Annotated in this window: 13 protein-coding genes and 2 tRNA genes; 9 read left to right on the forward strand and 6 right to left on the reverse strand. The window is 61.6% G+C overall.

Annotated elements, in window-relative coordinates:
* Nucleotides 1–66 precede the first annotated feature (66 nt).
* Nucleotides 67–570 (reverse strand): hypothetical protein, encoded by a 504-nt coding sequence (locus KZO25_RS05730; protein WP_223136247.1) that lies wholly within the window; start codon nt 568–570, stop codon nt 67–69.
* Nucleotides 571–896: 326 nt separating this feature from the next.
* On the opposite strand from KZO25_RS05730, the gene KZO25_RS05735 reads away from it, so the two are divergent.
* From KZO25_RS05735 to KZO25_RS05765, 7 genes are all read left to right on the forward strand, one after another.
* On the forward strand, nt 897–1691 hold the full coding sequence (locus KZO25_RS05735) for a crotonase/enoyl-CoA hydratase family protein (protein ID WP_223136248.1): 795 nt from the start codon (nt 897–899) through the stop codon (nt 1689–1691).
* 75 nt (nt 1692–1766) lie between these two features.
* Nucleotides 1767–3590 (forward strand): DEAD/DEAH box helicase, encoded by a 1824-nt coding sequence (locus KZO25_RS05740; RefSeq protein WP_262488860.1) that lies wholly within the window; start codon nt 1767–1769, stop codon nt 3588–3590.
* A 125-nt stretch (nt 3591–3715) separates the two neighbouring features.
* Nucleotides 3716–4672 (forward strand): segregation and condensation protein A, encoded by a 957-nt coding sequence (locus tag KZO25_RS05745; RefSeq protein ID WP_410505374.1) that lies wholly within the window; start codon nt 3716–3718, stop codon nt 4670–4672.
* Nucleotides 4669–5574: an SMC-Scp complex subunit ScpB gene (gene scpB, locus KZO25_RS05750; protein ID WP_223136249.1), complete on the forward strand. Its 906-nt coding sequence runs from the start codon at nt 4669–4671 to the stop codon at nt 5572–5574. Before KZO25_RS05745 ends, scpB begins: the two co-directional genes overlap by 4 nt.
* A complete protein-coding gene (gene rluB, locus KZO25_RS05755; RefSeq protein ID WP_223136250.1) occupies nt 5571–6428 on the forward strand; it encodes a 23S rRNA pseudouridine(2605) synthase RluB in 858 nt (285 codons plus the stop codon). Before scpB ends, rluB begins: the two co-directional genes overlap by 4 nt.
* An 87-nt stretch (nt 6429–6515) precedes the next feature.
* Nucleotides 6516–6591, forward strand: a tRNA-Lys gene (locus KZO25_RS05760).
* A gap of 30 nt (nt 6592–6621) precedes the next feature.
* Nucleotides 6622–6697: transfer RNA gene (locus KZO25_RS05765), tRNA-Lys, on the forward strand.
* 379 nt (nt 6698–7076) lie between these two features.
* Here the strand turns inward: KZO25_RS05765 and KZO25_RS05770 are convergent.
* Entirely contained in the window at nt 7077–8186 is a 1110-nt protein-coding gene (locus KZO25_RS05770) for a diguanylate cyclase domain-containing protein (protein WP_223136251.1), read from the reverse strand.
* A gap of 351 nt (nt 8187–8537) precedes the next feature.
* Between KZO25_RS05770 and KZO25_RS05775 the strand changes: the two genes are divergently transcribed.
* Together KZO25_RS05775 and KZO25_RS05780 are read left to right on the forward strand one after the other, a co-directional pair.
* Nucleotides 8538–9257 carry a Crp/Fnr family transcriptional regulator gene (locus KZO25_RS05775; RefSeq protein WP_223136252.1) on the forward strand — a complete coding sequence of 240 codons (720 nt, stop codon included), beginning with the start codon at nt 8538–8540 and terminating at the stop codon, nt 9255–9257.
* Nucleotides 9258–9439: 182 nt separating this feature from the next.
* Nucleotides 9440–10210: a Crp/Fnr family transcriptional regulator gene (locus KZO25_RS05780; protein WP_223136253.1), complete on the forward strand. Its 771-nt coding sequence runs from the start codon at nt 9440–9442 to the stop codon at nt 10208–10210.
* A gap of 104 nt (nt 10211–10314) precedes the next feature.
* Here KZO25_RS05780 and KZO25_RS05785 read toward each other — a convergent pair whose 3' ends face one another.
* From KZO25_RS05785 to KZO25_RS05800, 4 genes are all read right to left on the reverse strand, one after another.
* Nucleotides 10315–10599 (reverse strand): YqjD family protein, encoded by a 285-nt coding sequence (locus KZO25_RS05785; RefSeq protein ID WP_223136254.1) that lies wholly within the window; start codon nt 10597–10599, stop codon nt 10315–10317.
* A gap of 42 nt (nt 10600–10641) precedes the next feature.
* Nucleotides 10642–11805: an AI-2E family transporter gene (locus KZO25_RS05790; protein ID WP_223136255.1), complete on the reverse strand. Its 1164-nt coding sequence runs from the start codon at nt 11803–11805 to the stop codon at nt 10642–10644.
* Nucleotides 11806–12152: 347 nt separating this feature from the next.
* On the reverse strand, nt 12153–14699 hold the full coding sequence (locus KZO25_RS05795) for a chemotaxis protein CheB (RefSeq protein WP_223136256.1): 2547 nt from the start codon (nt 14697–14699) through the stop codon (nt 12153–12155).
* Nucleotides 14700–14762: 63 nt separating this feature from the next.
* Nucleotides 14763–15362: a PAS domain S-box protein gene (locus tag KZO25_RS05800; protein ID WP_223136257.1), complete on the reverse strand. Its 600-nt coding sequence runs from the start codon at nt 15360–15362 to the stop codon at nt 14763–14765.
* Nucleotides 15363–15793: the final 431 nt, after the last annotated feature.

Consider the following 15793-nt stretch of genomic DNA (forward strand, 5'->3'; position numbering starts at 1 on the left):
AATGAGGCGACCGTCAGGTCGCCTCATTCGTTTTCGTGGTGGATGGTAACTTTCAAGATACGGGTTCTATGACGCCATCATTGTCAGGTCCAGGCAGCTTCGGCTACTCATGAAACCCTCAAGTACGGCATGTTCCGCCTGCTTTTGCTTGATGATGACCGACATGGCGGGATAGAGCGCCGGTATAGCGGTGGCCTCGCGGAGATGCTGGTGAAACCGCAGCGAGTACTTCGCATCGATGATGGCCTGTTCCAGGACATCGCTTGCCATGTCCGGACTACAGATGAAGTAGGGCTGGGCGGCGCTGGGCTGCTCTCCGCGGGTGGGCAATTCCGTCAGCCCATCCGTCAGCCCAAGCTGACGGGACACGCGTTGCAGCTCTTCGATGCGCATCTCACACTGGATGCCCAGGGATGCCATCAGGCGGCTTACCGAAGTATCGAAGGTCAGGAAGCTGAAGGCGAGCTGGCGGTAGCGGGATAGCTCGGCTTTCTCATGGGCCTCGGCCAAGGTCAACAATTCATCCAGTACCAATACGAGCCTGGCGATCTTTGTTCTAGTTTCAGGCATGGCAGTGTCCTCTAAACGGGGTAGAGCAGCAGCGTCCTTTCATGGCAGGAGACTGGCGACCTTATTGCCCGTTTTACATGATTTGCATCAACTGCCACGACGTTTTTAACCGCTGTGGCAACGATTCCATTCGCTGGGTATTACGAAAACCATTACCACCATCCCCCATTGCCCGATGAGTGGACTACGGCTTTCGTCTGACACGGCTCTGAACTCCCACTATAGACGAGCGCTGGGGAAGCCGCCTGTCGAGAAATAAAACAGATGTTTGAATATTTGCCTGGATGCCGCCAAACTGCATAAAAGCCCTTGAATGGAAAGGCGGCATGAAAAAGGAAATTTTTTGTGACCGAGTGATGCTCACCTTTGCGAGTCATGTGGCCGAGGTGACCCTGAAGCGCGCGCGAGAGCACAATGGGCTCGACTGGGCGATGATCGACGGCCTGCTCGCGGCGCAGCAGCGGCTGACCGAGCTCGACGGCCTGCGTGCCGTGGTGCTGGCTGGAGAGGGCAAGAGTTTCTGCGCAGGGCTCGACATGGCGGCCATCATGACGCAACCAAAGCGATTGCCCTCGCTACTGGCAGCCGATGAGCGGGGGATCAATCCGGTACAGCGCCTGGCGCTGGGCTGGCGTGACGCCGGGGTGCCGGTGATCGCCGCCCTGCATGGCCATGTCTACGGCGGCGGTCTGCAGATTGCGCTGGGGGCGGACATCCGGGTGGCGCATCCCGACGCCAGCCTGGCGCTGTTGGAAATCGTCTGGGGCATCATTCCGGACATGGCCATCAGTGTAACGGCGAGTGATATTCGGTCGGACGTCCTGCGTGAGCTGGCCTGGACGGGGCGTAAGCTGGATGGGGCCGAAGGCCTGGCGCTCGGCATCGTGACCCGGCTTGCCGATGACCCGCAGGAAATCGCCCGGACTATCGCGGCTTCGGTCGCGGCGCGCTCGCCAAAGGCGGTGGCTGCCGCCCGCGAGCTTTTCACGCTTGCCCCCGGGCTTCCTCAGCGGGAGCGGCTGGCTCTGGAAGCGCGCCTGCAGGGTGGCCTGCTGGGCGGCGAGGAGCAGATGGAGGCCGTGGCCGCCCGAATGGAGGGCAGGGAGCCCCATTTCCCCTGAGGCCCCGTCAAGCCTGACGATGGCTGCGTTGACCGGGTAAGATGGCGGCTTCGTGCCGCCATGCCTGACCTGCCCATGTCTGATCTGCCAATGACGTTGTCGCCCACTGTTTCGCTGCCTGCCCGTCAACCTGCGTTGCGCCCCTACCAGCAGGAGGCGGTGAAGCGGGTCGTCGAGCACTTTCGCGCCGGCCACGAGCCGGCCGTGGTGGTGTTGCCCACCGGCAGCGGCAAGTCGCTGGTGATCGCCGAGCTGGCGAGGCTGGCCCGGGGGCGGGTGCTGGTGCTCGCCCACGTGCGTGAACTCGTCGAACAGAACCATGCCAAGTATCTCGACTACGGGCTCGAGGCCGATATCTTCAGCGCCGGCCTCGGACTCAAGGAGAGCGCCCGCCAGGTAGTGTTCGGCTCGGTGCAGTCGGTGGTGCGCAATCTCGACCGTTTCGCCGCCGGCGATCACCCCCGTGGCGCCTTCACCCTGCTGGTGATCGACGAGTGTCATCGTGTCTCCATGGACGAGGGTTCGAGCTACCGCCGGGTGATAGACCGGCTGCGCCGGCACAATCCGAGCCTCAAGATCCTGGGCCTCACGGCGACGCCCTACCGGCTGGGGCAGGGATTCATCTACCACCGTCACCATCACGGCATGGTGCGTGGTGACGACGACTGCTTCTTCCGCGATTGCGTCTTCGAGCAACCCCTGCGACTGATGGTCAAGCAGGGCTATCTGGCTCCACCGACACGTGTCGATGCGGCGCTTTTCAAGGATGGTAAAGAACTGCGCTATGATTTCTCGGCGCTTCGGCCTGCCAACGGCGGACTGTATCGGGAAGACGAGCTGAATCGAGTGGTGGCTGCCAGCCGTGCGACCCCGGGCATCGTCGCCGAAGTCATCGAGCGTGCCCGGGAGCGGCAAGGGGTGATGCTGTTCGCCGCCACGGTGGCCCATGCCGAGGAAATCCTGGGCTACCTGCCGGCTGGTGAGGCGGCGCTGATTACCGGCGAGACGGCATCGCAGCAGCGCGAGGCGGTCATCGCCGCGTTCAAGGCCCGACGGCTCAAGTTCCTGGTCAACGTCGCGGTGCTGACCACCGGTTTCGATGCCCCCCACGTCGACCTGATCGCCATCCTGCGGCCCACCGAGTCGGTGAGTCTCTACCAGCAGATCGTCGGTCGCGGCCTGCGGCCTTCGCCGGGCAAGCGCGACTGCCTCATTCTCGACTACGCCGGCAATCCCTGGGACCTCTACGCACCCGAGGTGGGTAGCCCCCGCCCGGCCTCGGATACCGAACCGGTACAGGTCGAATGCCCCGCTTGCGGCCACGCCAATCTCTACTGGGGGCGGCGCGACGGCGAGCTGGTCATTGAGCACTTCGGCCGCCGCTGCCAGGGGCTGATCGACAACCAGCAGTGCGACTATCGCTTTCGCTTCAAGGTTTGTGGCGACTGCGGCGCGGAGAACGATATCGCCGCCCGGCGCTGCCATGGCTGCGACACCCTGCTGGTGGACGCCGACGACAAGCTGAAGGAGGCGCTGCGCTTGAAGGATGCCCGGGTGCTTCGCGTCAGTGGCATGCAGCTCGAGGCGACCGTGAACGGCCGTGGCCTGCCGCGGCTCAAGGTGACCTACCATGACGAGGACGGGGCTAGCCTGAGTGAATGGTTCGCCCTGGAGACCCCGGCCCAGCGCGCCGCCTTCGGCGCCGTGTTCCTGCGCGACCACCTGCGCGCGCCCGGAATCCCCTGGCGTCCGACTTCCCCGGATGAGGTGATGGCCGAGCAGCGTCGCCTGCGGGCACCGGACTTCGTGGTGGGGCGCAAGATGGGCCGCCACTGGCAGGTGCGTGAAAAGCTGTTCGACTACACCGGGCGCTATCGCAAGGCTGAGGCGGCGGAATAGAGGAGAGCATCTAGATTGGAGCGAGGTGCGCCGGGGGCAGGCTGAAGAGGAGGCGCTGTCTCTCGTACCACCATCTTGCTAGACTGCCCCGTTGATCGACTCTTTCCCCGAGAGGCCAGCCCCGCGTGAGCGAGACGCCCCAGACGGACGCGCCTGAACAGCGTGACATGCCGGATGCCGCCGTTCCAGCGGAGACCCTGGCGCGGCTGTTCGACGAGCCGATCACCGAGCTGCCGGACGATCTCTACATTCCGCCGGAGGCGCTGCGGATATTCCTCGAGGCCTTCGAAGGCCCGCTGGACCTGCTGCTCTACCTGATCCGCCGCCAGAACCTGGATATCCTGGCCATCAACGTGGCCGCCATCACCCATCAGTACATCGAGTACGTGGAGCTGATGAAAGCCATGGAGATCGAGCTGGCCGGGGAGTACCTGCTGATGGCCGCGATGCTGGCCGAGATCAAGTCGCGTACCCTGTTGCCGCGGCCGACCAAGGCGAACGGCGACGACGAGGAGGACGACCCGCGGGCCGAGCTGATCCGTCGCCTGCAGGAGTACGAGCAGCTCAAGAGTGCCGCCGAGGCGTTGGCAGAGCTGCCGCGGGTGGGGCGCGACTGGTTCCCGGCCCGCGCCACGTTGCCGCCGCTGCAGGCCCGGGTGCTCCATCCCGACGTGGAACTCGATGAGCTGCTCGGTGCCCTGGCCGGTATCCTGCGGCGCGCCGAACTCAATCAGGCGCACCATATCGGTCGCGAGACGCTCTCCACCCGGGAGCGGATGCTGGCGATCATGGAGCGGCTGACCCACGAGCACTACACACCCTTCGAAGCGCTGTTCACGCTGGAGGAGGGCAGGGCCGGGGTGATCGTCACTTTCATGGCGATCCTGGAGCTGGCCAAGGAAGCCATGATCGAGATCGTTCAGAATGCACCGCTCTCGCCGATCCATGTGCGCGCGCGAGCGCCGCGAGAGGACTCGGGTGAGGCGGCCTTCGACGATGAGGGGGCCGATGTCGAAAGCCCCTATGATGTCGAGAGCCCCTTTGAGGAGGAGGTCGACATGCCGCAGGAGGGAGAGGCATGAGCGCCATGGAGCTGCCTGACAGCCTCGACGAGATTCTCGAGGCGGCCCTGCTGGCGGCAGCGGAGCCGCTGTCGCTGGAGCGTCTCGAGAGCCTGTTCGACGACAACGAACGGCCGCCGCGCCGCGCCCTGCGTGAAGCGCTGGAGCGCGTCGAGGGGCGCCACGAGACAGGGGCCATGGAGCTGATCGAGACCGCTTCCGGCTACCAGTTGCGTATCCGGCCGCGCCTCTCCCCCTGGGTCTCCCGGCTGTGGGACGAGCGGCCCCAGCGCTATTCGCGGGCGCTGCTCGAGACCCTGGCGCTGATCGCCTATCGGCAACCGGTGACCCGAGGCGATATCGAGGAGGTGCGGGGCGTGGCGGTGAGCAGCTCGATCATGCGCACGCTGGCCGAGCGGGGCTGGATTCGCGTGGTCGGCCATCGGGATGTGCCTGGCCGGCCGTCGGTCTATGCCACCACTCGTTCGTTCCTCGACGATTTCGGACTCAAGACCCTGGACGAGCTGCCGCCCATGCACGAATTGAAAGGGGTGGCGGAACCCTTCTTCGAGGACGAGGCGCCGCCACCACCCAGCCCCGTGCTGGCCCAGGCCGATGAGCCGGTCGAAGAGGACGAGGAGGGTCCCGGCGACGGGGGCGAAGCGGGTGCTGGCGCGGTGAGCGGCGAAGCGCACGAGAGCCAGGAGGAGACAGCGCTGGCGGCCACGCGGGAAAGTGGCGAGAATCACGACACGACGGCCGGGATGGCCGACGCGACACACGCCGGGAAGGCGTCCGACAGGCCCGGGCTGAGCTTTGCCGATCTGGAAGCCCGCCTGGCCGAACGTGCCCGCACCAGCGTCGATGATGACGGCGGAGCGGGGGCGGAATTCACACCTGATGAGACATCTGACGAACCATGACGACCACCACGGAAAAACTGCAGAAGGTACTGGCCCGCGCCGGGCTGGGCTCGCGTCGCGAAATGGAAACCGCCATCGCGGCGGGTCGCGTCAAGATCAATGGCAAGCTGGCCACCCTTGGCGACCGCATCGAGATGCGCGACCGGGTCAGCTTCGACGACCGCCCCGTCACCCTGCGTGGCGTCGAGGAGACTCCCCGGCGGGTGATCATGTACAACAAGCCGGAAGGCGAGCTGTGCACCCGCAAGGACCCGGAAGGGCGGCGCACCGTGTTCGAGCGCCTGCCGCGCCTGAAAGGCGAGCGCTGGGTCGCCATAGGGCGCCTGGACATCAACACCAGTGGCCTGTTGCTGTTCACCACCGACGGCGAGCTGGCCAACCGGCTCATGCATCCTTCCACACAGGTGGAGCGTGAGTACGCCGTGCGGGTCATGGGCGAGGTGAAGAAGGAGCAGGTCGTGGCCATGGTCCAGGGCGTCATGCTCGAGGATGGCCCGGCACGCTTCACCGATGTGCAGGAGTTTGGCGGCGAGGGCATCAACACCTGGTTCCACGTGGTGATCACCGAGGGGCGCAATCGGGAAGTGCGGCGGCTGTGGGAATCCCAGGGGCTGACGGTGAGCCGCCTGAAGCGTGTGCGCTACGGCAATATCTTCCTCGACAAGCGGGCCAAGGCCGGGGAGTGGGTGGAGCTCTCCCAGGCCGAGATCGACGACCTGGCCGAGAGTGCGGGCTTGGCTTCTCGCAAGGTCCCGGAGCTGACGCCCGACGAGAAGAACCGCTGGAGCCGCGACAAGAACAAGCGTCGGCCGGTACAGGCAATGCGCAAGCCGAAGAGCCCTCGCGGCCGCTGAGCCGGTCGGCGGGAAGCCGTTGGACAGGCTGCCAGAAACCCCTTGCTTTCAGGGGGCTGGATAGGTAATATCTGCCCCCGTTCGGACGGGTCGTTAGCTCAGTTGGTAGAGCAGTTGGCTTTTAACCAATTGGTCGTAGGTTCGAATCCTACACGACCCACCATCCGAACCTGTATGCTTGCACGCGAGCACCGGGTCGTTAGCTCAGTTGGTAGAGCAGTTGGCTTTTAACCAATTGGTCGTAGGTTCGAATCCTACACGACCCACCAGATTGACAAAAAAGCGCCCTCGCTTTCTGAAGCGAGGGCGCTTTTTCTATGGCGGTTAATTAAAAAAATCTATGTAAATTTCCTCATGCCCGAGCGGCACTCGGTGGGGGTTATTCTCGCTTGTCTCAACGAAGGCCGAGGACGGATAGAACGACCAGTACGATGACGATGGCGCCGACGATATAAACGATGTTGTTCATGAAGTGTACCTCTGCGGCGCATGTTCCTGTTTCAGGATACTGCGGTATGGTTCGTGTTCTGATGGCGTCGCAGTCCTTGCGACGCGTAGCGTAACTCCCTGTACCGGCTGTTCCCTGCCTCACTCGCACCAAGGATATGTCCTGGGCAGGCTGCGGTCTGTGCGTTGGCGTACACTCGACTAAAAGTTGAAGAAGAGTTGGGCTGAATCGAGTGACCGATGCACCCCCGGTTCGGTTCGTCTCCGCTGGATGGGCAGGGTATTCATCTCAGTGGTGTAGCACTGGTGCCCATTTCGGCCATTTCGTTTGGTGTGATACATGGCCATGTCGGCGTTATGCATGAGGGTTTCGGCATCGTCGGCGTCATCGGGGTAGAGGCTGATGCCGATGCTGAGCGTGATGAGGAGTTCATGACCCTCGATACGGTACGGCCTGCTCAGAACGGCAAGCAGTTTTTTCGCAACCTTGGTGGCGTCTTCTGGCTTCTTGATCTCGGCAAGCAGGATGGCGAATTCGTCACCGCCCTGGCGGCAGACAGTATCGATGTCGCGCATGCAATCGCGTAGGCGAGATGCAACTGCCTGGAGCAAACTGTCACCCACGGCATGGCCGAGCGAGTCATTGATGGGCTTGAAGGCATCAAGGTCAAGATAGAGCAGGGCGACCAGGTGCCGGTGTCGTCGGGCTAGGCCGATGGCGTGGGAGAGCCGTTCCGTCATCAGCGCGCGATTGGCCAGGCCGGTGAGGGCATCGTGCTGCGCCAGGTAGGCCATCCTGTCCAGCATGACCTGAGACATGGAAGCGTCGCGAAACACGATCACGGCACCGGTGACGCGGCCGTCTCGGTCGTGGATCGGTGCGGCTGAATCCTCGATCTCAAGCTTGCTGCCATCCTGGCGGAGCAGTGCGCCATCCAGGGAGAGGCCTACCGCTCTGTTCTCTTCGATGGCTCGCCGCCCGGAGGTGATGGTTGTTTGCTGTGTCTTGCTGTCGACAAGGAGGAGCACTCGGGAAATGGGCTGGCCGATCGCCTCCGGTTCTGACCAGCCTGACAGAATTTCAGCCATTCGGTTCATGTAGGTGATTGCGCCCTGAAGGTCGATGGTCAGGACCGCATCGCCGACGGTGTTGAGGGCCACCCGAGTCCATGCCCGCTCGGTTTCCACGGCCGCTGCGTCGTCCCGCCTCGAGGCGTGGATCTGGGTGTGTCCTTGCCGCAGAGGGTCCTGGGAGCGTACCGAGTGCAAGGAGGCTGAGGGAGGCTGTTCAACCAGCGGTTCGTCCCTCATTCAGTCGGCCCGGAAGCTGGCAGAGTCCATGGTGCGCGCCCCCAGGTGGGCAAGGGTGGCGTGGCCCACTGAGGTGCTCGAGCCCGGGAGGCAGGAGGCGAGATCAACAGAAACGTTGGCGTTGCCATGAGTCGAATTCCTTTTCCGCCTGCGTATGAGCCCCGATGGGGCGGCATGGCCTGGCCAGGCCGGGCGCGCGGCTTGGCCAATATCCCGCGAGCGTAGTAGCGTGACGGCATCGCTTCCGTGCGTTAGCGTACATAGCAATTGCTTGTTGTTCGCTATACCTTATGCGTCGGGACTACTATTTCTCCCGCACTCGGGGAGCTTTACCGACAAGGAGTGTCAGTCATGGCTCTGCAACAAGAACCGCGTCAGAATCATTTGCTTGCGGCCCTGCCCAAGGATGAATACCAGCGCCTGGAGCCCCACCTCAAGTTGGTAGAGTTGACGCTGGGAGACTCGCTGGCCGAGTCGGGAAAGGCGATGCGGCATGTCTATTTCCCGCTGGACTGCATCGTATCGCTGCTTTGCGTCATGGAAGATGGGGATTCGACGGAAATTGCCGTCGTCGGTGGCGAGGGTATCGTCGGTATCGCGCTGTTCATGGGAGGTGAGTCCACACCGAGCCGTGCCATCGTGCAGAGTGCCGGCAGCGCCTATCGCCTTGATGGGCAACTGCTGAAGGACGAGTTCGATCGCGCGTCAACGTTCCAGTATCTGTTATTGCGTTACACCCAGGCCCTGATCACCCAGATGGCGCAGACTGCAGTGTGCAACCGGCATCACAGCCTGGATCAACAGCTGTGTCGCTGGCTGCTGCTGAGCCTGGATCGCTTGCCGGTCAACGAGCTGGTCATGACCCAGGAACTGATCGCCAACATGCTTGGCGTCCGCCGGGAAGGCGTCACCGAGGCGGCCGGCAAGCTGCAGCGGGCCGGACTGATTTCCTACCGCCGCGGGCACATCAGCATTCTCGACAGGCCTGGCCTGGAAGCGCGTGTCTGTGAGTGCTACTCGGTCGTCAGGCAGGAGTACGACCGTCTGCTGAGCTATCAGCGCCCCGAGTGAGGACCCTCCTTTCCGTATCGGGTCGGGTGGGTTCACGCGTAGCACCTGTCCGATATATGTATCCTGGCGCACCGACGCCATGTGAAGGACATGCCAGTGTTCTCTCAGCGGTCTATTGGTAATTCTAGAATCCCTTGCTTGCCATGTGCCCATTGCCGATGTTTTCCAGCGGGAGCACGCCCATGAATTCTTCACCCCCAAGTCCGATGACCAATCATCTTATTGACAGGTTGCCACAACTGGAGAGGGCATCGTTCCTTGCCGATTGCCAGGTCATTGACCTGGTGTTCGGTGAAGTGATTACCGAGCACGGAGGGCGGATTTCGCATGTCCATTTTCCCCTCGACAGCTTCATCTCCCAGATTGCCAACCTGAGCAGTGACCGGGAGCAGCTGGAAGTGGCGATGGTCGGCAGTGAAGGGATGTTGGGAACGCCTCTGATTCTGGGGGTCGAGGAGTCACCTTGGCTCGCACTGGTGCAGGGTGCAGGCCCGGCGCTGCGCATGCCGGCGGATGTCTTTGGTCGCCACCTGGCGGAAAGCCCTCCGCTCCAGGCGCTGCTGAAGCGCTATCTCTATGTGGTCATGCACCAGCTATCCCGGGTGGCGGCATGTACCCACTTCCATCAGGTGGAGGCCCGTCTGGCACGCTGGCTGCTGATGACGCAGGATCGTGCGCACTCGGATGAGCTGCATCTTACCCACGAATTCCTGGCCATGATGCTGGGGGTGCGTCGCGCCGGCATCACCCTGGCTGCCATGGCGCTTCAGTCGCGCCGGCTGATTCGCTATCAGCGAGGAGACATCGTGGTGCTGGACCGAGCGGGTCTGATCGAGGCTTCCTGCGGCTGCTATGCCTCCGATCGCAGCCTTTACCGTCGGTACATCACCGGAGGTGGCGCAGCAATAGACCTGCTGACGCGCCCTAGGGAGGCGTCAGCCGGAAAATCATGAGGTGACGATTGCCTTGCGATCCAGACTAAGCCGAGAGTGTTGCCTTCGGCGGCATGCCAGGCAGTTTCGTCGCCTCGCCGGTTTTGGCATCCTGCCTGCCGAGATTACCGGCGGCGCCTCAACGATGAGTACAGCGCGCCAGCGATAAAGGCGATGCCAATGGACATCAGCGGGTTTTCGCGGACGTGGGTGCTCACGCGTTCGAGCACATCATCGGCCCGCTGGCGCCCATGGACAGTTGCCTCTCGAATGCGCTCTTCGGCGCGGGATGCCTGCTCCCGCGTGTACTCCTCGGCCTTGCCAGCGGTTTCGGCTGCCCTGTCTACCGCTTCATGAGCCTTGCCCGCTACCTGGTCGATGGTCTCGTGTCCGCTTGTTTTCATAGTCATGATCGTATCTTCCTTGTGCTGTAGACGGGTTAAGGTGACCTGTCAGGTATGACGCTCATCGTCGCCAATGGTTTCTCTGACTATCTGCTGGTCGAGGGCGTCAGGCCCGGTCGTGGTGGTTAGTCGGCTTTTCACGTGCTCACCGAGGGTGAGGAGGAACGCTGTCAGGGGAACGGCGAGGATCATGCCGACGACCCCACCCAGTACCGTTCCCCAGAACAGGATGGAGATCACGACCAGGGCCGGGTGCAGGCCTGAGCGATCAGCCATGATCTTGGGCGTGAGCAGCATGCTCTCCACCAGCTGTGTGACAGCGATGACCGCCAGCACCAGCATGACGAGCTGTGAGCCCCCTCCTGGCTGAAAATAGGCGATGGGAAGCACGGTGACAATGCCGACAATGAAGCCAAGGTAGGGCACGATGTTCAACAGCCCCAGGGCGAGGCCCAGGAAAATGGCAGCTTCGAGGCCGATGACGGTAAAACCAACTGCCATCAGCACGCCCATGATCAAGGCGATGGTCAGCTGTCCGCGGAAAAACGCGGTGACGTAATTGATAAAGAGCTGAACCAGGTACAGAACTTCGTTCTGCCGCTGCTTTGTGAACAAGAACAGCATCCCCTTGGCATGCTGCTTCATGCGACCACCGGAGAGTAGCGCAAAGAAGAGATACAGGGGCACGAAACCGAGGCCCACCAGGAAACCGATGTATTTCATGGTGCGATCAGTGGCCTCCTCTGCATCCGGAAGCATCGAATGGATCTCCATTTCGACGATGGCGTCTTCCACCAATGGCAATGCTCTCGGGAACCGGGCTGACAGGCTGGCGTGTCCGCGCTCGGCGATCTCAGGCACAGACTGGAAGAATTGGCTGCCCTGATGGATAGCCGTCGGCAGGATCAGCACCATCACCGTAAGAAACAGGCCGAAAAGGATCACAAACAGAGAGATCACGGCGCCGAGCCGGTTCATACGTAGGTGGCGCTCGAAGCGTTCTACGATCGGGAGCAAGATCAAGGCCATCACCCCCGCGATGGCAAGAGGGAAGACCAGGGAGTGCAGGGCGCCGATGATCTGCCCCAGAACCCAGATGATGAACACGACGGTGCCAACCAGGGTGACGGCGCTGAGGGCGACAATGGTGTAACGAAGCAGCCGTTGTTCGCCGGGTGCAAAATCGATTTGCGTTCTCTTTTCGAAGCTCATGGGTTTCCTCTGCCGCTCAATATGCGGTCCTGACACCCCTTGTCCCATATATGGATAGCGGTGTATGGGCACAAGATGTCGGCCCTCTGGGCCTGGAGATCATCAAAAGGAAACATATTTCAGCTTACGCGCAAGCGGGCGAGCCTTCGGTGCGCTACCACACACAGCGTCGCCGTTTTGAATGCAGAAACTCGTGTAGCTGTCTAAAAAGGCTTATTAAAAGTTCGGCACCGAAGAGGCCAAGTTTGGACCAGCAGCTATTCTTTCAGTATCACCTAGTTCAAGTAAGGATAAGGCTACGGAAGTTGCCGACGACAAGCGCGCGGAGCATCATTCTGGCATCACCGTCACGATTGCAAATCCTTGCGCAGGGACTGTTCCAGCTCCTTGGTCGCGGTGATATCCAATAGCGTGATCACCACGCCGTCTATGACATTGTCCAGCCGGCGATAGGGCATGATCCGTACTGTAAACCAGCGGTCGTCGGTGGTAGTGATCTGCTTCTCGGAGAAGGCCAGGGTGTTCAAGGTGTCAAGGGCGTCGTCGTTAAGTTCCGGGTACTGCAGGGTGGTGGTGAGATCGCTAAGGGGGCGGCCGATGTCGCTTTCGCGAATGCTGATGATCTTTGATGCCCGGTCGGTGAAGCGACGGAGGTTCAAGTTCTGGTCGAGAAACAGAATGGCTATCTCGATGCTGTTGAGCAGGTTGTTCATATCGCTCTGAGCGAGGGCGAGATCGTCGAGCTTGGTCTGCATCTCCGCGTTGATGGTTTGCAGCTCTTCATTCATGGACTGCATCTCCTCCTTGGAGGTGGTCAGCTCTTCGTTGGTGGACTGCAATTCCTCATTGGTCGATTGCAATTCCTCGTTGGCTGACTGCAACTCCTCCCGGGAAGCCCGGTTTTCCTCACGCAGGGTCTGGATTTCATCCTGGCACTGTTGCAGCTCGGCGGCATGGGCCCGTTGCGCTGCTGTTGCCGACTTGCTTTTGCTGGCCGGGCCGGCATGGGTCTGGGCGATGTCGCGGAATACGATCATCGTCATCCCGCGCAGGGTGGTGGGCTCTCGCAGCGCCTGTACGGTGATGTCGACGCTCTGCATGCCGCCGCCGGGCAGCTGCACCTGAAGGCCTTGCAACTGCAGCGGCTCGCGCTGGTCCGCAGCCTGGCGCAGGGCGCTGCCGATGGGCGTTCGCAGGCCTTCCCGCACCATGGCGTGAAAATTCCAGTTGGCCTTGCCGGCGGCAGGCTCCAGGTACTTTCCCGTGCGCCCGCTGATGTAGACGATATCACCCTCATCGTTGACCACCACCGCGGCAGGGGCGTAGACCTGCAGTAACACCTGGTCGGCCGCCGCTTGCAGGTTATCCTTTGGCTGGGAGGGTGAGTGATTGGCGGGCACGGGAAGCTCCTTGGCTATCCAGGAGAGGGGTGGAAACGCCTTTACCGGCAATCGGGTGTCACCGCTCCGGGTATTATCCTGGCGCCGATAAAGCCGCAGCTTGGCTTGAATGGGAGCAAACAACTGAGTGTTGCGCCCTACCGTCTCCGAGCTCCCCAGTAACAGTACGCCCCCGGCGCGCAAGCTGTAGTGAAACAGGGGAATGAGTCTGCTTTGCAGGCTCTGGTCGAAGTAGATCAGCAGGTTGCGGCAGGAAATGAGGTCGAGGCGGGTGAAGGGGGGGTCAAGTACCACATCCTGCTGGGCGAACAGCACCAGGTCGCGGATATTGCTGTTGATGTGATAGCCGTTCTCATGGGCGCTGAAGAAGCGCGCCAGGCGCTCCGCCGAGACGCTCGTTTCGATATCGGCGGTGTAGTGCCCTCGGCGTGCGGTGGCAATGGCGTCCGGGCTCAGGTCCGAGGCGAATATCTGCAGGGTAACGCCATGGGCTTGTGGCAGCTTTTCCAGCACCTCGGTAAAGACCATCGCCAGGGAGTAGGCCTCTTCACCGGTTGAGCAGCCGACCACCCAGGCACGCAGGTGGGGCTCCCTGGGCTGTTGCGTCAGCAATTCGGGCAGGGTGGTTTCCGCCAGATGCTGCCAGACCGGGGCATCGCGGAAAAAACTGGTGACTCCGATGAGCACTTCCTTGAACAGCAGGTCGATCTCCAGGGGATTGTGCTGGAGATAATCTGCGTAAAGCGCCAAGGTGGCGATTTCGTGGATCGCCATGCGCCGCTCCATGCGGCGGTGCAGGGTGCTTGGCTTGTAGAGGGAGAAATCGTGGCGAGTTTGCTGTTGAAGCAGGCGAAGAATGCGCTTCAAGGGCGTTGAATCGACTTCAGCTTCCGGTTCTTCCGCTTCCACACCGGAGGTGCCTGGGTTGGACGCCTGGGCAACGCAGGCCAGGATGCGGGTGGGCAAGTCGCCAGGCAGGGCAATGATATCGGCACAGTTTGCGGCGATGGCACTGTTGGGCATGGCATCGAACTGAGCCGAGTCGGGCTGTTGCGCTGCCGTGATACCGCCCACGGCCTTGATCGCCTGCAAGCCCAGAGTGCCGTCGGAGCCCATGCCGGACAGCACCACACCGATGGCTTGCTTCCCCTGGGCGATGGCCAGGGAAGAAAACAGCACGTTGATGGGCAGGCGCAGCCCCCTGGGTTCCATGGGCGCTGCGAGCTTCAGCAAGCCGTCGACAACGCTGATTTCCGCATTCGGCGGAATTACATACACGCAGTCGGACTCGATGGGCATGCCCTGGGTGGCTTCCCGTACGGGCATCGGGGTGACGCGCTGGAGTAATTCCGGGAGCAACGCCTTATGGGTGGGATCGAGATGCTGTACCACCACATAGGCCATATGGCTATGGGGAGGGACCTGGGCCAGAAACTGTTCCAGCGGCGCCAGGCCACCGGCGGAGGCGCCAATGCCCAGAATGCGTGCGGTCACCGGAGCATCGCCGTTGGCTTGGCAGGTGTCACAGCGTCCATGGCGCAGAGCGGTAGACCGGGGTTACTCGGCATTGGCGCACTCGCAGCAGACCAAAAGTAAATGCTTGCGTTCTGGTGCGAGGGAGGCAAAGCACTGCATGTGCCGGGTCCCTGTGCTTCCTGCTGTCTCGGCTACGCAGGAACCCCTGGCGCCGCTCTGTGCGACCTGCTGCAGCAAGCCAAGCAGCTTTGGCCGGCTTTGGGCGAGCAGGAGCGTGTCGATGGGATGCCCCTCGAACTCGTCTCGTTCGATCCCAAAAAGCTCCGCGGCGGCAAAGTTACCCTGAATAACGTTACCCTCGAGGTCGACGAGCAAGTAGCCAAGAGGGGCGGAGTCGAAAAGTGTCCGGTAAAGGCTCAAATCCTCGACAAGCGCACGTTCATTGGCAGCAATTTCCTCGTTCTGCAAGTCAAGCTCCACTTGGTGAACCTGCAATTCATGGAGCAGCTTGAGGGCGTCGTCCGCGTTGTCGGGATTGCTGGACAGGCGATGGAGCAGGCGCAGGGCATCAACGCCCACCGGCCCGTGACTCGCTGACGGTGCCGTGCCCGCCTGGAGCTGCGCTTCAGCCTTGCCTCGCAGCTGTATATAGGCATCGGATTCATTAATTTTTAAGGGCATGCCAGGCTCCAATACTCCTCTCCGTATGTGGTTCTCATAGTAGCTTACTGTGACAGGAATTAGTATGGGGGGGTTAGGCGATCATCGCGATGCGCGGTGATCGAAGACAGGTCCCTGGATTGACGGTTTTTGTTACGTCATCAATTTTACTGTGCATCGTTAAGTCTGTCAGTGAGCTGGCTGAACAGCTTCCGTTGCGCACTTTGGAGTTTTCTATTTAATCCCAGGGTCTGGTGGTTGAGATTTTCTTTAGTAAATCCAGATAAGTATTTTATGCAGAAATTGAGTTAATGTATTGTTCAGGTGCAGAGACGGTTTGTAGGGGTATATAAGCTGCTTTGCTTTAAACGCGTAGCCACTGGCTGGGTAGCGTAGCCACAGGCTTCCGAAGGGCCTGAGCGGTGTTTCGCTCCGTTCCCGCTCTCCGTGTG

Origin of the sequence: Halomonas sp. ANAO-440, assembly GCF_019915905.1 — a bacterium.
In the GTDB taxonomy this organism is placed as follows: domain Bacteria; phylum Pseudomonadota; class Gammaproteobacteria; order Pseudomonadales; family Halomonadaceae; genus Halomonas; species Halomonas chromatireducens.